This is a genomic window from Streptomyces flaveolus (assembly GCF_000716535.1).
Classification (GTDB): Bacteria; Actinomycetota; Actinomycetes; order Streptomycetales; family Streptomycetaceae; genus Streptomyces; species Streptomyces flaveolus_A.
This window is the reverse complement of sequence record NZ_JNWV01000013.1, coordinates 155,646-177,219: the sequence shown is the minus strand read 5'-3', so window position 1 is coordinate 177,219 and position 21,574 is coordinate 155,646. Positions and strand designations below refer to the sequence as shown.

Genomic DNA, 21,574 nt, shown 5'->3' with positions numbered 1-21,574 from the left:
CTCATCAGTCGAAAGCGTTGCGGCCGTCGTGCCGGGCGCGCTTCTCGTGCCAGCGGTGAGCCAGCCAGGCCGCCACCGCCCAGGCGGCCCCGACCGCTATCTCGGCCAGCAGGTGTCCCTGCCAGGGCCGGCCGGCGAGGAGGGCGCGCAGGGCCAGCAGGCCGTTACGGACGGGCAGTACCACGCCGAGGTCGTCGAGCCACGGCACGCGGGCAGCCGACCCCACGATGCCGCCGGCGGCGATGATCAGGTAGACGAGGGAGTTCCCCAGCATGATCTCCAGGTCATGGCCGACGCCCAGGATGGTGAGGGCGAGAGCGGCGGCCATGCTGGTCGTCACCATCAGCAGGAACACCGGCCACAGCGCCAGCAGTCGTACGCCCAGCGGCAACTGCCCGATGAGCGCGCCCACGCACACGGCGCTGAGCACCATGGTGATCATCGCCTCGGCCAGCCACGGCAGGGAACGCAGTCCCAGGACGACGACGGTCGGCAGCCGTCCGAGCCGCAGCCGGGTGTACGTCCCCATCGTCCTGTCCGTCAGCAGGACGGTGGCCACGCCCACCGAGGCCGGCGGGGCGACCGCCAGCGCCACGGCACCCACGAACGCGAACGACTCGCCGCCCCGGGTGCCCACGGCACCGAGGAGCGTGTACAGCAGGCATTGCAGCACTCCCCGCGGCCAGCTGGTGAGGACGCTCAGGCGCCATGGATTGGCCGCCAGGTGGTCCCGCAGGCCGACTCGGGCCGTCTCGGCGTACGCCCAAACCCGTTCGCTAGACAAGGTCGAGGGTTCCCTTCGCTCGTACCCGGTCTCCGACGCGCCGGTAGGCGTAGCCGCCGGCGATCGCGTATCCGGCGGTCAGGACGAGGACCATGGCGAGCGCCCCGGGGCGAGGCGCCCCGGAGCTCGCGCCGACCAGGAATTCCCTCGCCCAGTGCAGGCTGATCAGCCCCGACAGCGGACGCAGTGGGACGGGCAGCCACGTCAGGGGGGTGAGCAGCCCGCTGAGCAGGAAGACCGGATACATCAGGGCACTGGAGATCTGGGGGCCGGACCGGCTCAGCAGGTACACGCAGGCCAGCGCGGCCCCCATGACGAGCCCGGAGACGAACAGCGCGGCCAGCCCGGCCAGCGTCCACAGCGGGCTGGCGACGGCTATCGGCTGCCGCAGGACGACCAGCCCGCCGGAGAGGGTCACGATGATCAACAGCCCGGAGACGAGGCTGGCACCGAGCGAGCGGCCGATCAGCACCAGGCGGAAGTCACGGGCTCCGGTCAGGCAGGCCGCCAGCGTGCCGTCGGCGCGGTCGCGCTGGAGGATGCCCGCACTGGCCCACACGGTGAACGACCAGAATCCGACCAGGAGTATGCCGACGACCGCGCTGGTCGCCTCGGCCTCGGCGGTCCGGTGGGTGCGCCCTATGGTGACCGACAGCAGCACCGCGGGCTGGATGATGCCGAGCAGGACGGACCACCGCCACGAGGCCACGAACACGGCCATCTGGTGGCGAGCACTGGCGACGACCACTTCGAGCGAACCGAGCAGCCCGTTCATGCTTGCAGCCGCGCGGCCAGGGCGGTGAACGCCTCTTCCAGTCGGGTCTCGCGGACCAGCACGTCGTCCACGCTTGATTCCGAGAAGACGACGCCGAGTTGACCGAACAGCTCGGCGCTCCAGGCACGCAGGCGCAGGTCGAGTTCCCAGGACGCCCCGTCGCCCCGCAACTCGGTGCCGACCACGGAGGCGGGCAACCGCAAGTCGTCGACCGCCGGCAGACGGCCGTGCCCGCGGACCGTGACGGTCGCGGCGTGCCCCGACTTCGTCACCAGCTCAGCGGGGGTGAGGTCCTCCACGATCCGGCCGCCCGACAACAACAGCACCCGGTCCGCCAGCCGCTCCACGTCCAGCAGGTAGTGGCTGGTCAGCAGGATGCCCACGCCCTCGTCGCGAAGCGCCGTGATGCCCTCGCGCAGGCGTTGGGCCTCCAGCGGGTCCAGCCCGACGGTGGGCTCGTCGAGCAGCAGAACCCGGGGCCGGACCATGAGGCCGATCGCCAGGTGCAGTCGTTGCCGCATGCCCTTGGAATACGTCTCCACCCGCCGGTCCGCGGCGGCGGTCAGGTTCACCTGCTCCAGCACGCTGTCCGCCCGGCTCCGGATGTCGCGGCGGCGCAGCCCCGCGAGCATGCCGAAGAAGCGGAGGTTGTCACGTCCGGTCAGCCGCGCGTACAGCCCCCGGTCTCCGCCGAACACCACGCTGGTGGCGGCGCGGGCACGCTCCGGTTCCCGGGTGACGTCGTGGCCGGCCACGCGGGCGTGTCCGCCAGACGGCAGCAGGAGGGTGGCGAGGATCTTGATCAGTGTGGTCTTCCCCGCGCCGTTGCTGCCGAGCAGCGCCACCGTCTCGCCGAAGTCACAGCGGAAGGAGACGTCGGACAGGGCGGTGAGCAGGTGTCGGCCCTCGCCGAACGTACGGCCCACACCGTCCACTTCGATGGCGGCTTGAGTCATGTCCATTCACCCCGGTTCGCGGTGGAGTCCACCAGCACCTCGCTCTCGTACCGGCGCAGCGTCCGGTGGTCCCGTTCGATCTGGCCGGCGTCGCGGTGGGCCAGCAGGGCCCAGCCGAGGGTCAGCGTCGACAGCAGGTGCGACGTCTGCTCGACGTGATCACCGTCGGACACGCCGACCTTGAGGTAGCGGCAGCTGGGCAGGGCGCCGATCCGCCGGTAGGCGTCGGTGTTGGACACCGTGCCCGCACGGGACGCGATGAAGTAGACGGCCCGTACGGCCCGGCGCAGTTCGTAGTCGGCCCGGATCGGCGCGTCGCCGGACAGGTACGAGACCAGCCGGTCGATGCCGCTCTCGCCGTTGGCCAGCGCACAGGCGCGCGGCAGCCCGCCGCCGGGCAACCGGACGCCGGTCTCGATGATGCGCGGGCCGTCCGCGGTGGCCATGATCTCGGTGTGCGCAAAGCCGAACCGCACCCCGAGGGCGTCCAGTCCGGCGTGGACGTGGGCGATCAGCTCCGCGTTGTCCGGCGCGTCGAACGGCAGGAAGTCCATGCTCTCGTAGACCGCGAAATGGGCGCCGTTCGGCACCTTGTGGTAGCGGCAGACGTTGGTGACGGTGTGCCGCCCGTCGGCGGTGAAGGTGTCCACCGCGTACTCGGGACCGCGGAGGCGTTCCTGGACGATCACCTCTCGCGTCCGGACGCCGAGCGCGCTGGTGAACGCCAGCGACGTGGCCAGCGCCTCGTCCAGACCGGCGCCCCCGGGCAGCAGGGTCAGGCCCTCGCTGCCGGCGGCCAGCACCGGCTTCATCACCAGATCCTGCCCCTCAAGGCCCTGATCGGCGATCCAGCGGCGGATCGTGCCGGCGTCGCCGGCGGTGACCGACCTGATGGTGGGGAGCCCGGCCGCCGCGAAGGCCCGCATCATCGCGCCCTTGTGCCGCCGTGCCCCGTCGAGGCCGGCCGCGTTGGCCCGGTCCGGGGTGAGTGCACGTGCGAGGGTGTCGGCCAGTTCGACCCCGCTCTCCGATCCGGCCACGACGGCCGTCGGCCGCCATGCGGACAGCGCGTCCACGAGGGCCGGTACTCCGACGCGCTCGGAGTAGGTCGCGGCGAAGTCGTCCGGCCGGAAGGCCGCGTGGAAGTACGGCGCCGGTTCGGGTACCGAGGTCACCGCGAGGGTGACGGCCCCGGCCCGGCGCAGCGGTCCGGCCAGTGCGACTCCGGACGAGTAGGGGTCGACGATGACGACGACGTTGCCGGTCATGTCTCGGGGCTCCCGTCGTCGGGGATGGTGGCGAGCGTGTCGTGGGCGACGAGGCGCAGCTCCGCCGTGTAGCGGCGGCCGGCCGCATCCCGGAGCCAGGTCTCGTCCGGCCCGGGAAGCATCTCGGAGAGGACGAGGTGCCCGCCGGTCCCGTCCCGGCGCGCCGCGGACACGGTCTGCACGAGCAGCTCCACACAGGGCGGACTGTCGAAGTCGACGTAGAACGGCTTCACTTCGAGCGGCGACTTGACGAAGACGTGCCGGGGCAGGCCGTTGTCGCGTCGCCATGCGCGGACCGAGACGTACCGGCCGGCTTCGCCCGCTACGTCCGCGAACGACAGCGTGTCCGGGGCGAACGTCCAGCGCCGCCGCGCGACGACCATCCGGTCGATGGTCACCCGGGGCGTCGGCCGGTCCGACGGGAACATGTCGAAGGCCTGCATCACCGCGGCGCGCAGCGGGCCGGTGAACAGGTCGAGCGCGTCGAACCGCCTGCCCGCGACCGACAGGTACAACCCGTCGCCGTCGGCGACCACCGGCACATCGGCGCCCAGATGGACGCGCCCGCGCCGGGGCAACGGGATGTTGGGCATGAGCACCAGCACGTCGTCGGTCTCCCGGACGAGGACCGGGTGGGAGCGCGCGGTCAGTCTCGGCCGTGCCTCACGGGGCAGCGCGACCAGCAGCCGGCCGGCCGGGTGGTCCCCGTCGAGGCAGGCGATGAGCTCGTCGCGCCGGGACCGGGTGGCATGGGCCCACGCGAAGTCCAGGCTGTTGACCGCGGGATGCACCTCGCCGAGCACGAGCTGGAAGTCGCCGCGGCGGACGGCGGACTGGTCGGCGGCGGCGATCATGACATCGGGGCTGCACCAGCGCGCCTGCGTCCACCCCGCCTCGCTGCCGGGGAAACGCTCGCGGGCGCCGGCTTCGATGTCCGCGAGGCGGTAGGTCACGCAGGTCGCGTCCGGCGGTACGTCGAGCAGGTCGGCCCAGCGCCGGTGAAGTTCGGCGACCGCCTCCCCGACCAGCGCGTCGAGGCGGCTCGTGAGCCACGGCATGCAGGCCGTCCAGAGCTCCGTCGCGCTCGGTGTGCCGCAGGTGGCGGCCAGCTTCCGGTAGGCCTCGTGGACCGGGGCGAGCAGGCCCTGGCGGATGTGCGCCAGCAGCCACCGGACACTGCGCAGGACCGGGCCGAGTGGGGCCAGCGCGGCCACCAGCTCCCCGCCCAGGTCCACCGCCACGTCCCGGCCGCACTCCAGGTAGGTGGGGGTGCGCCCGCCGTACGCCTGCCCCTCGTTGCGGACGGCCAGGTGGCCGGTGGCGACGGTGAACGTCTCGTCCAGCGCGGCCATGGCGGCGCGCACGCGGGCGCCGTCGGCCCAGGCGGCGCGCAGCTCCTCCTGGGCGGCCCGCAACCCGTCGAGGACCACGGTGGTCTTCCATCGCTTGTCCGGGTCGGCGCGCTCCAGCAGGGCCGCCAGTTCCGCCTCGGGCCGGACGGACGCGGACAGGTCGAGCCTCCAGATCAGCCAGCGGCGCCGCTGGAGTTCCCGGAGCGCGGCGTCGACCGTGTCGGCTCCGACGTCGAAGCGCGCGGCCAGGCGGGCGATCAGTTCCGCCGCCGGAGTACGCCCGTCCGCGTCGGCCAGCGCGGCCATGGAGAGCGGGTCCACCCGGTGACGTCCCCGTCCGCCGGGCAGCACCACGTGGTCTGCGGCCAGCGCGACGTGCGGAGCGCGCCGGGGTGCCAGCCACGGGCGCAGGTCGGCCTCCTGTTCCAGCTCCCGGCCGAGCAGGTCGACGACCCAGCTCTCGAAGAAGACCTCGGCGCGGTCGACCAGGCCGGGGCCGGGGGTCACGTCGAGGGCGGGGCCATCGAGCCGGAGCCGCGCCCAGCCGGTGGGGCCGAAGAAGCCGATCGACTCGTTCTTCGTGCAGTAGCGCTGCCAGTAGCGCGTGAGCGCCCGCTCCCGCTGCCGCCATTTGCTGTTACGGGCCCCCTCCTGATCGATCTTCCGACGCAGCGGGGCGAGTCCCAGGTCGAACACGTGCCGGTTCTGCCAGGACACCGCCAGCTGGAACCACGGGTCGTCGAGCACGTCGGCCAGGGCGGTCCGGCGCCGCCGCAGGTGGTCCCCCCAGGCCTGCCGGAACGCCGGGTCGGACTCCGGATCGCCGTGCAGGCCGGGAGCGACGCGGTCGGCGGCCGTCGCCACGGTGGTGTCGGCCAGCAGGTCCACCGCGTCGACCGGGAAGCCGGCACTGCGCACCATGACGTGGGGCCACAGGGTCCACTCGCTGCCCTGAACCGGGATGGCGGTGTCCGCCGCGGCCGCTACGGGCGTCGCGCTCATCGCCCCACCGCCTGGTAGACGTCTCGTACCAGTTCGTTCTCCAGCGTGTGCAGCAGCGGTTCGCGTACCGCCGTGTTCGACAGGTAGGAGATCACCAGGCCGGTGTCCAGGTCGCCGAGGGCCAGCGCGGTGACGTATCCGGTGTGCCCGACGACCCGGGCGCCGACGGGCGCGCCGAACAGGACGGGATCGGCGCACAGTCCCCGGCTCCAGTCCAGTTCCAGGTCGCTGAAGTAGCCGTCGCGCAGTCCGGTCCGGCACGGGGTGAAGAAGTGCTCGAAGGCGGCCGGTGAGAACAGCCGTCGGCCGTCCGCCACGCCGCCCGAGACCGCGCATTCGAAGAGGCGCGCCAGCTCACGCGCGGGTCCCCAGATCTCGGTGCCGGGCCACGGGGTGGCCTGGGGCGGTTCGGGGATGCGCATCAGCGGGCCGTTCTCGGGGCGCTGGAAGAGCGCTCCGGACGGCCTGGCCTCGCCGGCGCCGCCGAAGTCCGTGGTGGTGGCCATGCCCAGCGGATCCAGCACCCACTCCCGGGCCAGGTCGAAGTAGTCCCGGCCACTGACCCGGCGGACGACCTCCGACAGGACCAGCCAGGCGGCCACGCCGCTGTACCAGGCCCGGGTGCCCGCCGGGTCCTCCAGCGTCCAGCCGCAGACGAACTCCACAGCGGCGTCCCTGCTCATCCGCCATGCCTTGAAATCGCGTTGTGCGAAGACAGCGGTGTGGGTGAGCAGGTGCTCGACCGTCACCTCCTGCTTGCCGCCGGCGGCGAACTCGGGTATGACGTCGGCGACACGTGTGTCCGTGCTCAGTTCGCCCCGGTCGTGGAGCCGGGCGAGCACGAACACGAGCACCGGTTTGCTCACGCACATCCAGCGCAGCCGGTGCGCGGTGGTGAGCGTCTCACCGGGCCGGAACTCGCCGACCGCCACGTCGCACAGCGGCTCACCGTGCCGGGACACGTAGAACTGGACCCCGAGACGGCCGCGCGGGTTCACCGCGGCGGTCAGCCGGTCCCGCACCCGGGTCCGCAAAGCGTCGGTCACCGTCGTCGTCACTCGAACCTCCTGGGGGTGGCCGCGCCGGTCGGCGCGTCGCCGCGTTCCGCCCGTGCGGACGGGGGACGCAGGTCCAGCCGGCGCCGGGGGACCGGCCGGGGGCCGCCGGCGCGGGCGGGCTCGTCCGGCAGGGTCAGGCCCAGCTCCTCGTAGACGGCGTCGGAGATCCGTTGCCAGATACGTTTGCCGAGCACCCGGCCCGGCAGGCCGTTGCCGTTGAAGGAAACGACCAGGTCGTGCCGCGGGTCGGCGAACGCCATCGGCGCCCCGTGCCCCTGGTGCCCGAAGGTGGCGAACGAGCAAGAACTGCCGAAATACGCGTACTGCGGGCCGAGGCGCCGTGTTTCCAGGGTGAGGCCGAGACCGAAGTCGATCAGCGGCGCCTCCTCGAAGAAGCTGGGGCGCTGCGGCTTGACCATCTCCGCCACCGTCCGCTCGTCCAGGACGCCGTCGGCCGGTGCCCACGAGCCGCCGACCGCGCGGGCGCAGAGCAGCTCGTAGAAGCGGCCCAGCGAACGCGCGCTGGCCCACAGTCCGGCGCCCGGGTCGACGGTGCGGTGGAAGGTGCCGCCGGCCATGACCTCGCGGATCGCGGCGCCCTCCCGCGCGTCGGCGTCGTTCAGATACAGGCCGGTGCGCGGTGCGACGAAGGTGCAGACGCGGTTGCCGAGCTCGCTCAGTTCGGACTCGGTGAAGCCGTAGTGCGTCTCCATCCCGAGCGGTCGGCCGATGCGTTCGGCGACGACGTCGTCGAACCGGGCGCCGGTGTGGTGGCGCACGAGTTGGGAGAGCACCAGCCAGGTGAGGACGGAGGCGGAGTACGACGGCTGTTCGCCCGGCCGGTCCTCCGGATGCAGTTCGGCGGCCAGGGCCAGGCCGATCGCCGGCTCGTAGTCCACCGCGAACGGATCGGCGATGCCGCTGCCCGGCGGCCCCGGGGCCGACATCCGCCCGCCGGAGTGGGTGAGCAGGTGGCGGGTGGTGATCGCCGCCTTGCCGCCCGCCGCGAAGGCGGGCAGATAGGTCGCCACCGGCTCGTCCAGGTCGATCAGTCCGTCGTGCCACAGCTGGCAGACGGCCGCCGCGACCAGGGGCTTGCCCGCGCTGAACCAGACGAGCAGATCGTCGGGGTCCAGCGCGGTTCCGTCGTCGCGCCGGCCCGCCGCCAGGTCGAAGACCGGCCGTCCGCGGACCGAGACGTAGAGCTGGACACCGAGATGGCGCTGCGGACCGATCGCTTCGAAGAGCGCCCGGGCCAGTTCACCTTCCGGCTGTTTCATGGCTCACCTCCTGTCGTGATGGCCTCTGGTCCCGGCGCGTCCAGCGCTCGGTCAGGGCCTGCCGGTCGACCTTGTCCGTCGAGGTGCGGGGCAGCGCCGGGACGAGCTCGATGTGGGCGGGCAACATGTAGGCGGGCAGCCGCGACGCGCAGAAGGAGCCGAGCTGCTGCCGGGTGGCGGCGGTCCGGCTGACCACGAACGCGACGAGCAGGCAGCCGGCCACCTCGTCCGGCACCGCCACCACCGCGCACTCGTCGACACCGGGATGCTCCTCAAGGTGCCGTTCGACCTCGCGCAGCTCGATGCGGTAGCCGCGGCTCTTGACCTGGCTGTCACGCCGCCCCAGGAACGCGAGGACCCCGTCGGCGCCTCGGACGACCAGGTCGCCGGTCCGGTAGGCCGGGCCCGGGTGTCTCGTCCCGGGCGGCGGCGTGACCAGGGCGTGGGCGGTGCGTTCGGGGTCACCCCAGTAGCCCTGCATCACGGTGGGGCCGAGCACCAGCAGCTCGCCGACCTCTCCGGGGCCGGCGGGCCGGCCGTCGTCGCCGAGCACGAGGACTTCGGTGCCGTCGACCGGCCGGCCGATGGGGATGTCCTCGTCGTCGAGGGGCGGATCCGTCACCTCCTGCCAGGTGCACACGTTGGTCTCGGTCGGGCCGTACAGGTTGGCGAAGCGGGCGTGCGGCAGCAACCCCATCAGACGGCGCAGGTGTCTGGCCGGGAACACCTCGCCGGCGAACAGCACGGTCCGCAGCTGCGGCAGGTCACCCGGCGACAGACCACCACGCGCGGCCAGCATGACCAGCAGGGACGGGACCGAGTACCACACGGTGATGCCCTGCTCGGCCACCAGCCGCGTCAGCAGCGGGGGGAACGCGGCCAGACGGCGCGGTACCAGAACGACGGCGGCGCCGGCCCTGGCCGCGGCGAACACGTCCAGGACGGACAGGTCGAAGTGCAGCGGGGCCAGGCTGGAGAGCCGGTCGGTCATGTCCAGCCGGAAGGTCCGGGCCGCCCAGTCCACGAAGGCGCGGCCGTTGCCGTGCGAGAGCATCACTCCCTTGGGCGTACCGGTCGAGCCGGAGGTGTAGAGGACATAGGCGAGGTCGCTCTCGGCCACGGGAGTTTCCGGCGCTCGTGCCGGAAGCTCCCGTATCGCCTCGGCGCCGACCGCCCTGACTCCGGGCGGGCTGTGGGGGCGTTCCTCGTCCAGGACCAGCACCAGCGCCGGTGAGACGCCGACCGCCGGGAGGCCGGACCACCGGTCGCGCAGCCGCCCCGACGTGACGAGGGTGCGCACGCCGCAGTCGGCGAGGATGGCGCCCACCCTGGCGAGCGGTGCGTCGGGGTCCACGGGCACGTAGGCCGCGCCCGCCTTGAGGATCCCGTAGAGGCCGGTGAGCGCCTCGATGGACTTCTCCAGGTAGAGGCCGACCCGCTGGCCGGGGCCGATGCCCTCGCGGGCCAGGCTCCGGGCCACCCGGTTCGCGCCGGCGTCGAGTTCGCCGTAGCTGATGCCGCGGTCGCCGTCCACCACCGCGACGGCGTCGGGGTCGTGTGCGGCGGCGTCCGCCAGCAGTTCGTGCAGCAGACCGCTCACAGCCCGAGGCTCCTTGCCACGATGTTCCGCTGGACGTCCGACGTCCCGGAGTAGAACCGGCCGGCCAGCGCGTCCCGCACCTGTCGCTCCAGGCCCGAGTCGGCCAGGTAGCCGTTGCCGCCGTGGATCTGCAAGGCGTCCAGGCTCGACTGCACCAGGGATTCGCTCAGGTGCAGTTTGACCAGGGCGGGCTCGCCGGGCGACTGCCGGCCGCTGTCCCGCAGCCAGCCCAGTTGGTACAGCAGCAGGCGCGAGGTCTCCAGCCGCAGCTTCATGTCGACCAGGCGGTGCGCCACCGCCTGGAACTGACCGATCGGCTGCCCGAAACGCTCGTGTTCCCTGGCATACGCGGTGCTGCGCTCCAGCAGGTGGCGCATGACACCGACGGCACTGGCCATGATGCAGGCCCGCTCCCAGTCCATGGCCAGGTTGAACACGGCCATGCCGGCACCGAGGTGCCCGAGCAGGGCGTCGGCCGGCACCCAGCAGTCGGTGAGGGTGAGCTCTCCCATCGGCACGGTGCGCAGGCCCATCTTCGCCACCGGTTCGCTCACCTGGAGGCCGGCGGTGTGCCGGTCGACCAGGAACGCGGACAGTCCGCCGATGCCGCCGGCCGGGTCGGTCCGTGCGATGACCACGATCAGGTCGGCGATCGGAGCGTTCGTCACCATGGCTTTGGCGCCGTTGAGCAGGTAACCGCCCTCCTTGGCGACCGCCGTGGTGGACAGCCGGTACGCGTCGGACCCGGATCCGGGCTCCGTCATGGCCAGTGCGCCGATGAGCGAGCCGTCCGAGAGCCCCGGCAACCAGCGCGCCCGCTGCGCGTCGCTGCCGAACTCGCGTACGGGCAGCACGCAGCCCCACAGATGGGCGTTGATCCCGAACAGGAGCCCGTTGTCCCGGCAGGCGTAACCGAGCGCCTCCAGGGTGGCCATGACGGTGAGCCGGTCGGCGCCGGCACCGCCGTACTCGGCCGGGCTGGGCAGCCCGAGCAGGCCGAACCGTCCGCACCGCCGCCAGCCCTCGTGCCAGAAGATGCCCTCCGCGTCGCGCCGCTCGACGTCGTCGGCGAGTTGCTCGCACCCGAAGCGGACGACCTCGTCGATCCGCGCCTGCTGCTCAGGTGACCATGAGAAGTCCACCGGATCGTCCTTCCTCGATGGGCCGGCCGCTCAGCCGGCCACTGCGGCGGGGACGGGGTTCAGGCCGCGGCGCCTGACCTCGTCACCGAGGAGACGGTCGTACGTACCGAAGTTCCGGTCGGTCTCGCCGGGCCAGACGTTGAACGGCAGGTTGAAGGAGACCGCCTCGCAGCGCGCACGCCCGGGGAACGAGCCGCGCACGGTCCGGCCGGTGTCCTGGAAGACGACACCACCGAGCTGCACCGCGTCGGCCGCGCGGTACTGGAAGATCAGGCCGCGCCTGGGCCGGCCGGCGTGGTTGGGCCCGGAGGAGTGGAGCGCGAGGCAGTGGTGGATGCTGACGCTGCCGGCCGGCACCTCGATGGCGGCGATGCGGCTCTCGTCCGCCCACATCCGGCTCTCCTGGCAGTGGGCGAGGAAGATGCCGTTGCCGTCGGTGTGGTCGAGCAGGCCCTCCTTGTGACTCCCCCGTACGACCCTCATGGCGCCGTTCTCCACGGTGGTGTCGTCGAGGTAGATGAAGGCGGACACGAGCGAGGTGTTGGAGTGCGGCAGGAAGGCGAAATCCTGGTGCCACCGGACGCCGCCCTTGCCCACCGCGTCCGGCGTCCACGCCATCTTCGAGTGGTGGATCTGGATGTCCGGGCCGATCAGTGACTCCACCGCGTCCAGGATCCGCTCGTGGGCACCGAACTCCCACAGCGTGGGGTCGACGGCGGCGATGTCGTAGTCGTGCACGGTGCGTTCGGCACCCCCGTGGCCTTCTCGGAGCCCTTGGGCGTGGGCGCTGTCGGCGACGTCGAGGATCGTCGCGATCTCCTCCTTCGTCAGCAGCCCGGGCAGGGCCAGGAAGCCGTCTTCGTCGAACTGGGAACGCTGCTTCGTGCTCAGCGGAAAACTCATGGCACTGATCCCTCCGGATCCGGATGGTGATGTGGGGTGTCGAGGACGGTGTGACGCGGTGTGCGGCGCCGGTCGTCAGGACAGCAGTTCGGCCAGCTGGGGCCTGAGGATCTTCCCGGTGGCCGTGCGTGGTACGGCGTCGAGTTCGACGAAGCGCCGCGGCAGCACTGCGGCGGCGAACGAGGCGGCCAGGTGCGCTCGCAGATCGGGACGCTCCTCACCCTCGAAGACGACCGCCGCCGCGATCTGCTCGCCGGTGAGCCGGTGCGGGAGACGGGCGCACGCGGCGTCCCGTACGCCCGGCACGGCCCTCAGCAGCCGTTCCATCTCCTCCAGCGAGACGCTTTCGCCCCCGATCTTGGCGATGTTCTTGCTGCGTCCGGTGATGAAGAAGAACTCCCTGCCGTCGTCCTCGTCCCGGACCGCGTAACCCAGGTCCTGGGAGTGGAACCAGCCGCCCAGGAAGGCGGCGGCGGTCGCCTCCTCGTTGCCGGCGTACCGGCTCATCACGTTGTGACCGCGCATGCAGATCTCACCGGTCTCGCCGGGGTCGGCGCGGCTGCCGTCGCTGCGCAGCACCGCCATCTCGTTGCCGTGGACGGCCGTGCCGATGGACGGGATCTCCGCGTCGTACAGCAGCCGCCGGAAGGACTCGGCGGACAGGTCGGGCGGCATCGTCGCGGAGAAGTTCGTGGTCTCGGTCAGCCCGTACCCCTGGACGACGGGCACACCCAGCCTTTGCCGCACGTCCCGGGCGGTCCGTGTGGTCAGCGGCGCGGCTGCGGAGACGAAGTACTCGAACTCGCCGGGCAGCGCCAGGCCGCGGGAGGTGTGGACGAGCCCTTCCAGCACGCTGGGGACGACGCTGGCCAGACGGGGCCGGAACCTGGCGAGCAGTCCGGGGTACCGGAAGGGGTCGAACTCGTGGGCAAGGACCAGGTGGGCGCCGGCGGCCACCGTGCCGAGCACCGTGAAGTGCAGGCCGTTGACGTGGTGCAGGGGCAGGCAGCCGAGGATGCGGTCCCCTGGCTTCAGCCGGTGGTGTGCGGTCACCGCGGCCGCGTTGACCGTCGCGTTGTAACGGGACTGTGCGACCAGCTTGGCGGCGGCCGTCGAGCCGGACGTGCCGAAGAAGAAGGCGTCCGAGGCCGGGTCCGGTGCGCTCTCGGTCACCTCGGACGGTATGCCGGTCAGCTCGGGCACGCCGGGGAGGGCGAGCGATGCGAGTCCTGGCGCCGCCGGGACCGTGGGGGACCGCAGCAGGAGCGTGACGTCCATGGCGTCGAGGAGCTGCCGGGTCCGTCCGGGCGGGTCGTCGGGACTGAGCATCAGCATCGGATGCCCGGCCCGCAGCAGGCCCAGGATCGCCACGACCGACGCGGCGTCGTTGCGGGGCATCAGGCCGACCACCGTGCCGCGCGGCGGGCCGGCCGTGCGGCGCAGCCAGTCGGCCATGCGCCGGCCGGCCGTGTCCACCTCGCGGTAGGACAGCGTCGTCTCGGTCCCGTCGGCCGCGACCGTGGTGAGACAGGGCGCTCCGGCACGCGATGCCGCGTGCCGTGTCAGGCGGCTGATGATGTCGTCGTGGAGCGGCCAGGGCGGGCCGAACGGCGTACCCCGGTAGGTGTGCGCCCTGGCGTGGTCGTCCCGGGTGGTGTCCATCGCGGCGGACGTCAGCGGACCAGGCACGGTGTCGCCTCCAGGTGGGCCTTCAGGCGGTCCAGCGCCGCGGACAGGTCTGCCCAGCCACGCGAGGTGGTGATCCGGCTGACGTTTCCGGAGAGGCAGAAGTTGAGTATCCCGGGGTAGACCGAGACACCTGTCTCGCGGAGCAGGTCGCGGAAGCAGCGGTAGGAGTCGTCCCAACCGGGCAGTTCGACCGCCGCGTTGATCGAGTAGTGCGGCCGGTGCACCACGGCGGTGGTGTCGGCCAGACGGGCCACCGTGGCGTCGCGCAGCACGGTCAGTGCCCCCTCGCGGCTGCGCCGGTCCTGCCGGTACGACCGGTAGGCGCGGCCCAGCCGGTCCAGGTCCAGCCCGTAACCCGACTCGAACCCGGCCAGCTCCGCCGGGCCGGGCTCGTCCAGTCCTTCGACGAGCCAGCGCTCCATCGAGGCCAGGAACTCGACCACGGTGTAGAAGAAGGACGGCGGTCCACCGAAGGACGTCGACGCGTACTCGTAGTACTCACCGATGAACCGCTCGTCCGCGGTGATCCAGCCGACCTTCAGCCCCGGCGCGGACCACGCCTTGGACAGGCTCGACACCCGGATGACGTTGGGCGCGGCCCGCCGGGCCGATGCGCGGTGAACCGGTCCCAGCCACTCATGGCACTCGTCGAGGACGATCATCGTGGTCGGACTCGCGGTCGCGATCAGCCTGGCCAGGTCGGCCTCCCGGACCGCCGCTCCGGTGGGATTGCCGACCGTTTGCAGCATGACGAGGGGTGTGGACGGGGTCAGCGCCTCGATGAGCGGGTTCAGGTCCGTGACACCGTCCACGGACGGCAGCGGTACCAGCTGGACCGGCCGGCGGCGGGCGATCGACTCCACGAGCGGCGGATAGTTGGGGATGCCGCACAGTGCCCGGCCGGCGGAGTTCTCCAGGATGAAGTCGGCGAGACTGCTCACCGCGAACGTGCCGCCCATCGTGAGGGCGATCCGGTCGGCCGTGTAGGAGGCGCCTTCGATGCGGGCGTTCTCGTAGGCCGCGACCGCCTCCCGGGCCGAGGTACGGCCGCGCGAGTCCGAGTAGCCGTACCAGTCACGCTCCAGTGCGTACCGGATGCACTCCTTCAGTGTCTCGGGCAGTCCCCACAGCTCCTCCTGGACCGCGCCGCTGGACATGATGAGCAGGTCCGGCGAGGCCAGCTCGCCGTAGAGGTCGTCGCGGAAGTACCAGTTGAACAGCTCCTTGACGAACCGCACGGTCGCCCGGGAGCGCAGCACCTCGTCGGCCGTCACCTCGCGGCGCCGCGAGGCCGAGCGCCACTGGTCGGCCAGCCACGGCCGGCCGCTGTGCCGGCCCAGCTCGTGCTCCACCCGGCCGAGCCAGAGGTTGCGCAGCTCCAGGGGGTCTCCCGGGTCCTTCGCATGGCGGTACACGTCGAGCATGCGCTCGTCCACGCCGGGCAGCAGGACCGCGTGTGAGTCCTCCGCCCGGCGGGCGGCCGCCGCGGCCTCCGCCGGCACCGGTGCGGGCCGCGGATCGGGGATGCGCGAGAAGAGTTGCACTGCGACTCCGATGGTTGTGGGTACGGGACTGACCGGTACGGCGGTTGGCGGGCGGATGCTGTGTCGGCGCGTCAGTTCAGGGCGGGCGTGAAGCTGTCCGCCCGGCCCTCCACGATTTCGGTGTACATCTCACGAATCGAGTCCGCCGTGAGGATGACCATGACGTCGACCGACTGGTCCCACCTCTCGTCGAGCAGCAGCGCGAGCTGCGCCGCGTGGAGCGAGTCGCCGCCCAGATCGAAGAAGTTGTCATCGGCGGTGACCGACGCGCCGCCGATCACCTCGGCGACGAGCTGCACCAGGTCGTCGAGTCCGAGATCCTTGTCAGACATGTTCCGCTCTCCTTTGGTCGATCGGCTCCTCGGTTGCGGCGGGCCGTGCCTCGGCCACACGGAGCCGCATGAGGTGGCGAGGTTTCTTCAGGGGACCGACACGTGCGGTGCGGCCGTGGAAGAAGAAGGTGTTGTCGAAGACGACGAGCAGTCCGGGGTGCCAGCGCACCGCCACCATGCCGTCGGGGTGGTACATGGCGTCGAGCAGTGCGCGCAGGGCGTCGTCGACGGTCCCTGTGTCCGTCGCGTGGCCGTCGTGCGTCCAGCGCAGAGTCTGGCCCATGAAGTCCCGGAACGAGAAGACCGTCCGGCCGTCCTGGTCCCGGGCGATCCACGGGTCGCCCCCGGCGTGCCGGTAGCAGGTGCGGGCCAGCGTCCGCGTCTGCTCCGGTGCCAGCCGTGCGGCGACACCGGCCATCGGCGTCAGCACCGTCTGGGCGGTTCCGTCGCCGTCGCCGGGTTCGCGGCACATCAGCACGAGGTAACGCGGCTGCCGCGCGACCGGGCGCCCGCTGCCCTCGGTGTGCAGCGACAGGTAGTTCGTCGCGAAGGGCTGGAGACCGACGTCGGCGGTCTCGGTGTGCCGACTGATCAGGTTCAGTACGACGCCGTCCTCGACGAACGGCCGCACCTGCTCGTCGGTCTCCGGGATCGGGGAACCGAGGACGTCGCCGAGCGCGCGGAACTCACGCGTGTCCAGCGGACGGTCCAGTTGCCGCATCGCGAAGCCCCGCTCGGCCAGGTCGGCCAGCAGGCCCGGGACGCCTGCCGGCAGGAAGCCGGCCGCGGACGCGGTGGTCACCGGCCCCGGCTCGGGAAAACGGTGACTGCCGGACAGAAGCTCCTGGCGCCGCCGCACATGAGGCGCGTCCGGCTGTTCGGAGATCTCGCCGTGCATCAAGGTGGTCGTCTCCTGTCTGACGAGGCGTCATATAGGCACCGATGACGAGCGGGCAGCGGCCATCCGCGGCCGGAACGACCGGCTGGAACGCGGCATGGCGGGGGTGGCGCGGTACGACGTGGTCCGACGTGTGCCGTCGGCCCGTCCCGCACCAGGAATGGCCGCAGTCTCGCACGGGCCGGAGGACCGGGCCAGCGTCCCCGGACCGGGTCCCGGCGCGGCTGTCCGCCACCGGGACCCCTCCCTACACTCCGCCGCATGGATGAGCTGATGACCCGCGTCGCCGACATCGCCCGGCGGCACCTGCCCCCGGAGTCCTCGACCGCGCTGTCCGATCCGGACGCCGAACTGACCGCCGCCGGACTGGAGTCCCTGCTGGTGGTGGCGCTCCTGGTCGATCTGGAGCAAGAGCTGTCGGTCACCTTCCCGGCAGAGCTGATTCAGTGGGACACGTTCCGAAGTGTGCGCAGCATCAGCCGAGCGGTCGCCGGCCTGCGGCCCGCGCCGGCGACCGGTGACACGACGGCCTAGGCAAGCTGCCGTTGCAGCCGCACCCAGCGCCGGTGACCGTCCGACTCGACGGGGCCGTGCTGTCGGAACCCCAGGTGTCCGAGGAGGGCCCGGGTCTGGACCAGATCCGGGTTCGCCTCGGCACGCAGGACGTCGGCACCCCGTGCGGTGGCCAGCTCGATCGCCCTGCGGACGCACTGCACGCCGGCCATGGAGCCGGTGCTGAGCAGCTCGGGCCGCACCGCCAGCCGGCTGAGCCGGGCCGGCCGGGCGGCGGCTGGGTATCCGTCGGGCGTCGAGTCCTCCCAGGCGAGTGTGAACATCGCGGTGATGCCGTCGACGGACCGCAGTACATGGACGGCGGCGGACATGACGAGTTCCCGGGTGCGCTCGGGCCGGCGCAGGGGCACCGGCGTACCGGACTGTTCCGCCTGATAGGTGTCGCACGCGCTGAGCAACGCGTGGACCTGCGGGGTTTCGTCGAGCTCGGCGACACCCCATTGCCAGGTGTGACCATGGCCTTCTGTCACAGCTTCTCGTCCTCCTCAGGTCTCTGCGGCTTCGTCAACTGAGGAAATTCCGCAGTCGGGACGGCGCCGGTTCCGGTCAGTCGAGCCGTACCGTGACGGTCTTCGGCCGCTGGTACTCCGCGAGCGCCAGGACGCTCAGGTCGGTGCCCTGCCCCGAACTCCTACGGCCGCCGTGCGGCAGCTCCGGCGTCTGTTCCAGGTGGCAGTTGACCCAGACCTCACCGCAGTCCAGCCGCTGGGCGAGGGCGAGGGCGGGACCGCCGGCGGTGCTCCAGACGCTGGCGGCCAGCGCGTGGTCGACGCCGTTGGCCAGCTGGACCGCGTCGTCCACGCCGACGGCGGCCTGCACGGTGAGCAGCGGTCCGAACACCTCCTGCACGACGGCCGGATCGTCCTCGGTCACCCCCGCGAGGATCTGGCCCGGACGCCAGTAGCCGCCCTGTTCCGCGGCGGTGACCTCCAGCGGTGCGACATGGCGGATCTTGGCGGCGCTGGCTTCCACGACGCGGTCGAACCGGGCCGCCTGGTCGGGATTGTTGAGCGGGCCGAAGTGTGTGCCGGCGGGCCGCCGTGCCATCGCCTCGGCCAGCCGCTCGACCACCTCGTCGTGGTTCTCCTGGAGGGTGATGACCCGGGCCGGGGCGGCGCAGCTCTGTCCGGCGTTGTAGACGCAGGCCGCCACGATCTCGTCGTAGCTGTAGTCCGGAGCGTCCGGCAGGACGACGACCGGGCAGTTGCCGCCCAGTTCAAGGCTCAGACGTCGGATTCCGGCGCGCTGCGCCACATCGGTTCCGCCCGCGTTGCTGCCGGTGAACGCCACGGCGTCGACCGCGCCCTCCACCAGCAGACGCCCGGTGCGCCGGTCGCCGGGGAGCGTGACGAGAACACCCGGACCGAGGGTCTGCTCGGCGTGGGAGGCGATCAGCAGCGCGGTGTCCGGGGTCGTCTCCGCCGGTTTGAGCACGACCGTGTTCCCGGCCGCCAGCGCGGGACCGAGCCGCCATGCGGCCATCAGGAGCGGGTAGTTCCACGGCACGATGGCGGCGAGCACGCCCAACGGTTCCCAGCGGACCCAGCTCTCCCGGCCCGGCAGGTACCGGCCCGCGGACGGCCCGGTGTCCGCGCGGACGGCGCCGGCGTAGAACCGCAGGACGTCGACGGCGGCGGCGATCTCGCCGTGGGCCTGCTCCAGCGGTTTGCCGGTACCCGCCTGCTCGGCCAGCGCGTACGCATCGAGGGAATCCTCGACGAGCTGGGCCAGGGCGAACAGGCGTCGGCTGCGCTGGGACACCGGAAGTGCCGCCCATCGGGGGGCGGCCTCGGAGGCGCGTCGCACGGCGTCGAGCACGTCGTTCTCTTCGGAGACCGGCTGGACGGACCGGACCAGTCCGGTGCGCGGGTCGGTCAGCTCAGTGTGGGGAGGCATGGCCGGAACAGTAGCCATCACCCCCGCTCCGATCGAGAGACGGCCGCGCGGGCCGACCACCGCGTGAAGCGCCACGGCCGTCGCAGCGCGGGCGCGTTGTCGCTGGTCGGGAGGCCAGGCGAACCGCGATCCGGCGGCGGGACCGGGTTCGTGACACGGTGATGCGCGGGGGCCTGGGCAGAGTTCGTGGCCGTGCCTGCCCGTCGGCAGCGCCCGGGGACGCCGGGCCGAGCCGGGCGAGGTGTGACATGACCTGCGGCGGCGTGTGCGAGGCTGCCCGGTCACAGGCCCGCGGGCCCGGGACCACGGCCGCGCCGCCAGGTCCGCCCCATCGCCGGCCCACCGGTCGCGCGCTGACCTGACGTCCGGTGACGCGAGCGGCGCGGCCGGCCACCGGTCGCGTGCGCGTCACCGCCGGGGCGCCGGCGCGGACAACTCCGCGCGCAACTGCGGAATTTCCGCGGTTCCCACCTCCGCGCCGGCACATTTGCCGGGCCGTGGCGCCTGGACCAGCATGGCTCGGCGGAACGAACAGCCGAGATTCGGAGGATCGGGTGCACGCACGCAAGGAATCGGTCGGTGTCACGGCCGGCCACCCCGGTCAGGGGCCGCGACCGGTGGACGCCTACGAGCTGGACACCGGGGACGGTCTGGCGATCGTGGTCTGGACGTACGGGGCGACGCTGGTCGAGGTGCGCGTGCCCGACCGCCACGGCCGGCAGGAGAACGTCGTCCTGCGCCACGCCCGTCTGCGGGACTACGAGGACCGCCGCGGCAACCCGTACCTGGGCGCGACCGTGGGCCGGTTCTGCCGGAACATCGCCTACGGGAAGTTCACCCTGGACGGCCGGTCCTACCAGTTGGACCTCAACGACCGCCGCCACCACATCCACGGTGGCGCGTACGGCTTCGACCGTGTCGTCTGGGACGCCGAACTGACACGGACCGCGGACGCGCTCACCCTGCGGTTGCGCTACCTGAGCCCGGACGGGGACCAGGGCTATCCCGGCGCCCTGGCGGCGGAGACGAGCTACCGCGTCGAAGCCGGCGGACGACTGACCTTCGAGCACCGGGCGACGACGAGCGCCAGCACGATCGTCGGGTTCACCAACCACGCGTACTGGAACCTCGGGGGATCCGGCGACGGCGGTGTCATCGACGACCACCGACTGCGGCTGAACGCCACGCACATGCTGCCGTTCGACGACGAGTTCCTGCCGGTCGCGGGGCCCGCCCCCGTCCACGGCACCGAGTACGACTTCACCACCGCCCGCAGGCTCGGCCGGACGCGGATCGACAACTTCTTCACCCTCTCCGATCCGGCCTGGGCGGCCGAGATGAGCGATCCGACGAGCGGGCGCCGCATGCGTGTGGTGACCGACCAGCCCGGCATCGGTTTGTACTCGGCGGACCGGTACGCGCGGAGCCGGGCCGGCCTCTGTCTGGAGACCGGGGCCTGGCCGGACGCGGCGAACCGGCCGGAGTTCCCCTCCGCCCGGCTGGACCCGGACGGCGTCTACACGAGTCGGACCACGCACCACTTCACCGTCGACTGAGCCCCGCGTACTCCTTCAGGGCCGGGGCGACGCGAGTGGCCACGAGTTCGACGGTGAGCCAGTCGATCGGTGACTTCACCGCGAGCAGGAAGTCGCGCACGCCGAGGTCGACATAGGGCTTGAGGTCCTCGACGCACTGCTCGGCGGTGCCGAAGCTCAGGTATTCGGCCCGGACCTCGTCGTGGACCCCGTCGAGAAGTTCGGCCGCACGGCCGGGCAACTGCTCCTCGCGCTCCACCAGCACGGCACGGAAGGTGACCGACCGGCGTACGTCCGCGGGCTCGCGGCCCACCGCGGCGCACTGCTCGTCGAAGGCTTCCGCCTTGGCCCGGTAGCCCTCCGGCGTGTCCGCGAGCGCGTTCCAGATGTCACCGTGTTCCGCCGCGATCCGGCGGGTCTTCAGCCCGTCCCCGCCGATGACGAGGGGCAGATGCGCCTGGAGCGGCTTGGGGGCCAGGCAGGCGTCCGAAAGCTGGAAGTGCCGTCCGTCGAAGGTGCTGGTCTCCTGTGACCACAGCATCCGCAGGATCCGGCACGCCTCGTCGAGCCGTTCGAACCGCTCACGGGGCGCCGGAAAGGGAAGGCCGTACTGGGCGTGGGCGCGGTCGGGTCCGCCGGCGCCCATTCCCAGTTCGAGACGGCCTCCCGAGATGTGGTCGATGGTGGCGGCGACGGAGGCCGTGACGGCCGGGTGACGCCAGGTGGCGCTGGTGACGAGGATGGCGCACCGGATCCGGCTGGTGACCCCCGCCAGCGCGGCGAGCAGTGTCGTCCCCTCGAAACAGGGCTGGTCGGGTGCGTAGAGGTGGGGGCGCAGGTGGTCGATGAGCGAGACCCAGTCGTAGCCGAGCCGTTCCGCCGTCCGCCAAAGGCGTACGCAGACGTCGTAACTGCCGTGCAGCTGCCCAGAGTGGATACCGAATCGCACGTTGTCGCCGTAGATCTGCATGGGCGTCAGCAGAGCAA

Annotated in this window: 19 protein-coding genes; 2 read left to right on the top strand and 17 right to left on the bottom strand. The window is 72.0% G+C overall.

Translation table 11 applies throughout. The annotated features are described in order from the left end of the window. Positions 1 to 4 precede the first annotated feature (4 nt). The 14 genes from OO52_RS16020 to OO52_RS15955 form a co-directional block, all read right to left on the bottom strand. Entirely contained in the window at positions 5 to 784 is a 780-nt protein-coding gene (locus tag OO52_RS16020) for a hypothetical protein (RefSeq protein WP_234337865.1), read from the bottom strand. Then, positions 777 to 1,559 (bottom strand): ABC transporter permease, encoded by a 783-nt coding sequence (locus OO52_RS16015; RefSeq protein ID WP_030644607.1) that lies wholly within the window; start codon positions 1,557 to 1,559, stop codon positions 777 to 779. Before OO52_RS16015 ends, OO52_RS16020 begins: the two co-directional genes overlap by 8 nt. Then, positions 1,556 to 2,515 carry an ABC transporter ATP-binding protein gene (locus tag OO52_RS16010; RefSeq protein WP_030644606.1) on the bottom strand — a complete coding sequence of 320 codons (960 nt, stop codon included), beginning with the start codon at positions 2,513 to 2,515 and terminating at the stop codon, positions 1,556 to 1,558. Before OO52_RS16010 ends, OO52_RS16015 begins: the two co-directional genes overlap by 4 nt. Beyond that, complete coding sequence (locus OO52_RS16005) at positions 2,512 to 3,783, bottom strand: ATP-grasp domain-containing protein (protein ID WP_030644603.1); 1,272 nt, start codon at positions 3,781 to 3,783, stop codon at positions 2,512 to 2,514. Before OO52_RS16005 ends, OO52_RS16010 begins: the two co-directional genes overlap by 4 nt. Then, complete coding sequence (locus OO52_RS16000) at positions 3,780 to 6,137, bottom strand: lantibiotic dehydratase (protein ID WP_030644600.1); 2,358 nt, start codon at positions 6,135 to 6,137, stop codon at positions 3,780 to 3,782. The genes OO52_RS16005 and OO52_RS16000 overlap by 4 nt, the downstream gene beginning before the upstream one ends. Beyond that, on the bottom strand, positions 6,134 to 7,195 hold the full coding sequence (locus tag OO52_RS15995; RefSeq protein WP_030644598.1) for a serine hydrolase domain-containing protein: 1,062 nt from the start codon (positions 7,193 to 7,195) through the stop codon (positions 6,134 to 6,136). Before OO52_RS15995 ends, OO52_RS16000 begins: the two co-directional genes overlap by 4 nt. Beyond that, positions 7,192 to 8,475 (bottom strand): serine hydrolase domain-containing protein, encoded by a 1,284-nt coding sequence (locus OO52_RS15990; RefSeq protein WP_030644595.1) that lies wholly within the window; start codon positions 8,473 to 8,475, stop codon positions 7,192 to 7,194. Before OO52_RS15990 ends, OO52_RS15995 begins: the two co-directional genes overlap by 4 nt. Then, complete coding sequence (locus OO52_RS15985; RefSeq protein WP_030644593.1) at positions 8,456 to 10,075, bottom strand: amino acid adenylation domain-containing protein; 1,620 nt, start codon at positions 10,073 to 10,075, stop codon at positions 8,456 to 8,458. The genes OO52_RS15990 and OO52_RS15985 overlap by 20 nt, the downstream gene beginning before the upstream one ends. Then, the gene (locus tag OO52_RS15980) at positions 10,072 to 11,217 is read right to left on the bottom strand and encodes an acyl-CoA dehydrogenase family protein (RefSeq protein ID WP_030644591.1); all 1,146 of its coding nucleotides are present in this window, start codon (positions 11,215 to 11,217) and stop codon (positions 10,072 to 10,074) included. The genes OO52_RS15985 and OO52_RS15980 overlap by 4 nt, the downstream gene beginning before the upstream one ends. Before the next feature lie 30 nt (positions 11,218 to 11,247). Beyond that, positions 11,248 to 12,120, bottom strand: a complete 873-nt coding sequence (locus OO52_RS15975; RefSeq protein ID WP_030644589.1) for a phytanoyl-CoA dioxygenase family protein — start codon at positions 12,118 to 12,120, stop codon at positions 11,248 to 11,250. A 75-nt stretch (positions 12,121 to 12,195) separates the two neighbouring features. After that, the gene (locus OO52_RS15970) at positions 12,196 to 13,809 is read right to left on the bottom strand and encodes a class I adenylate-forming enzyme family protein (protein WP_030644587.1); all 1,614 of its coding nucleotides are present in this window, start codon (positions 13,807 to 13,809) and stop codon (positions 12,196 to 12,198) included. Continuing rightward, positions 13,794 to 15,353 (bottom strand): aminotransferase class I/II-fold pyridoxal phosphate-dependent enzyme, encoded by a 1,560-nt coding sequence (locus OO52_RS15965; RefSeq protein WP_030644585.1) that lies wholly within the window; start codon positions 15,351 to 15,353, stop codon positions 13,794 to 13,796. The genes OO52_RS15970 and OO52_RS15965 overlap by 16 nt, the downstream gene beginning before the upstream one ends. A 71-nt stretch (positions 15,354 to 15,424) precedes the next feature. Further along, on the bottom strand, positions 15,425 to 15,685 hold the full coding sequence (locus OO52_RS15960) for an acyl carrier protein (protein ID WP_030644583.1): 261 nt from the start codon (positions 15,683 to 15,685) through the stop codon (positions 15,425 to 15,427). Beyond that, positions 15,678 to 16,583, bottom strand: coding sequence for a TauD/TfdA family dioxygenase (locus tag OO52_RS15955; protein WP_030644581.1), 906 nt, complete (start codon positions 16,581 to 16,583; stop codon positions 15,678 to 15,680). Before OO52_RS15955 ends, OO52_RS15960 begins: the two co-directional genes overlap by 8 nt. Positions 16,584 to 16,844: 261 nt before the next feature. Here OO52_RS15955 and OO52_RS15950 point away from each other — a divergent pair, with 261 nt between their 5' ends. Continuing rightward, complete coding sequence (locus OO52_RS15950; RefSeq protein WP_030644580.1) at positions 16,845 to 17,117, top strand: phosphopantetheine-binding protein; 273 nt, start codon at positions 16,845 to 16,847, stop codon at positions 17,115 to 17,117. On the opposite strand, the gene OO52_RS15945 is transcribed toward OO52_RS15950, so the two are convergent. After that, entirely contained in the window at positions 17,114 to 17,626 is a 513-nt protein-coding gene (locus OO52_RS15945; protein WP_234317031.1) for a GNAT family N-acetyltransferase, read from the bottom strand. The genes OO52_RS15950 and OO52_RS15945 overlap by 4 nt on opposite strands. 76 nt (positions 17,627 to 17,702) lie before the next feature. Further along, positions 17,703 to 19,052: an aldehyde dehydrogenase family protein gene (locus tag OO52_RS15940; protein WP_030644576.1), complete on the bottom strand. Its 1,350-nt coding sequence runs from the start codon at positions 19,050 to 19,052 to the stop codon at positions 17,703 to 17,705. Between the two features lie 554 nt (positions 19,053 to 19,606). On the opposite strand from OO52_RS15940, the gene OO52_RS15935 reads away from it, so the two are divergent. Further along, positions 19,607 to 20,608 (top strand): aldose epimerase family protein, encoded by a 1,002-nt coding sequence (locus OO52_RS15935; RefSeq protein WP_030644574.1) that lies wholly within the window; start codon positions 19,607 to 19,609, stop codon positions 20,606 to 20,608. On the opposite strand, the gene OO52_RS15930 is transcribed toward OO52_RS15935, so the two are convergent. Beyond that, on the bottom strand, positions 20,595 to 21,557 hold the full coding sequence (locus OO52_RS15930; protein WP_030644572.1) for an LLM class flavin-dependent oxidoreductase: 963 nt from the start codon (positions 21,555 to 21,557) through the stop codon (positions 20,595 to 20,597). The genes OO52_RS15935 and OO52_RS15930 overlap by 14 nt on opposite strands. Between the last annotated feature and the right edge of the window lie 17 nt (positions 21,558 to 21,574).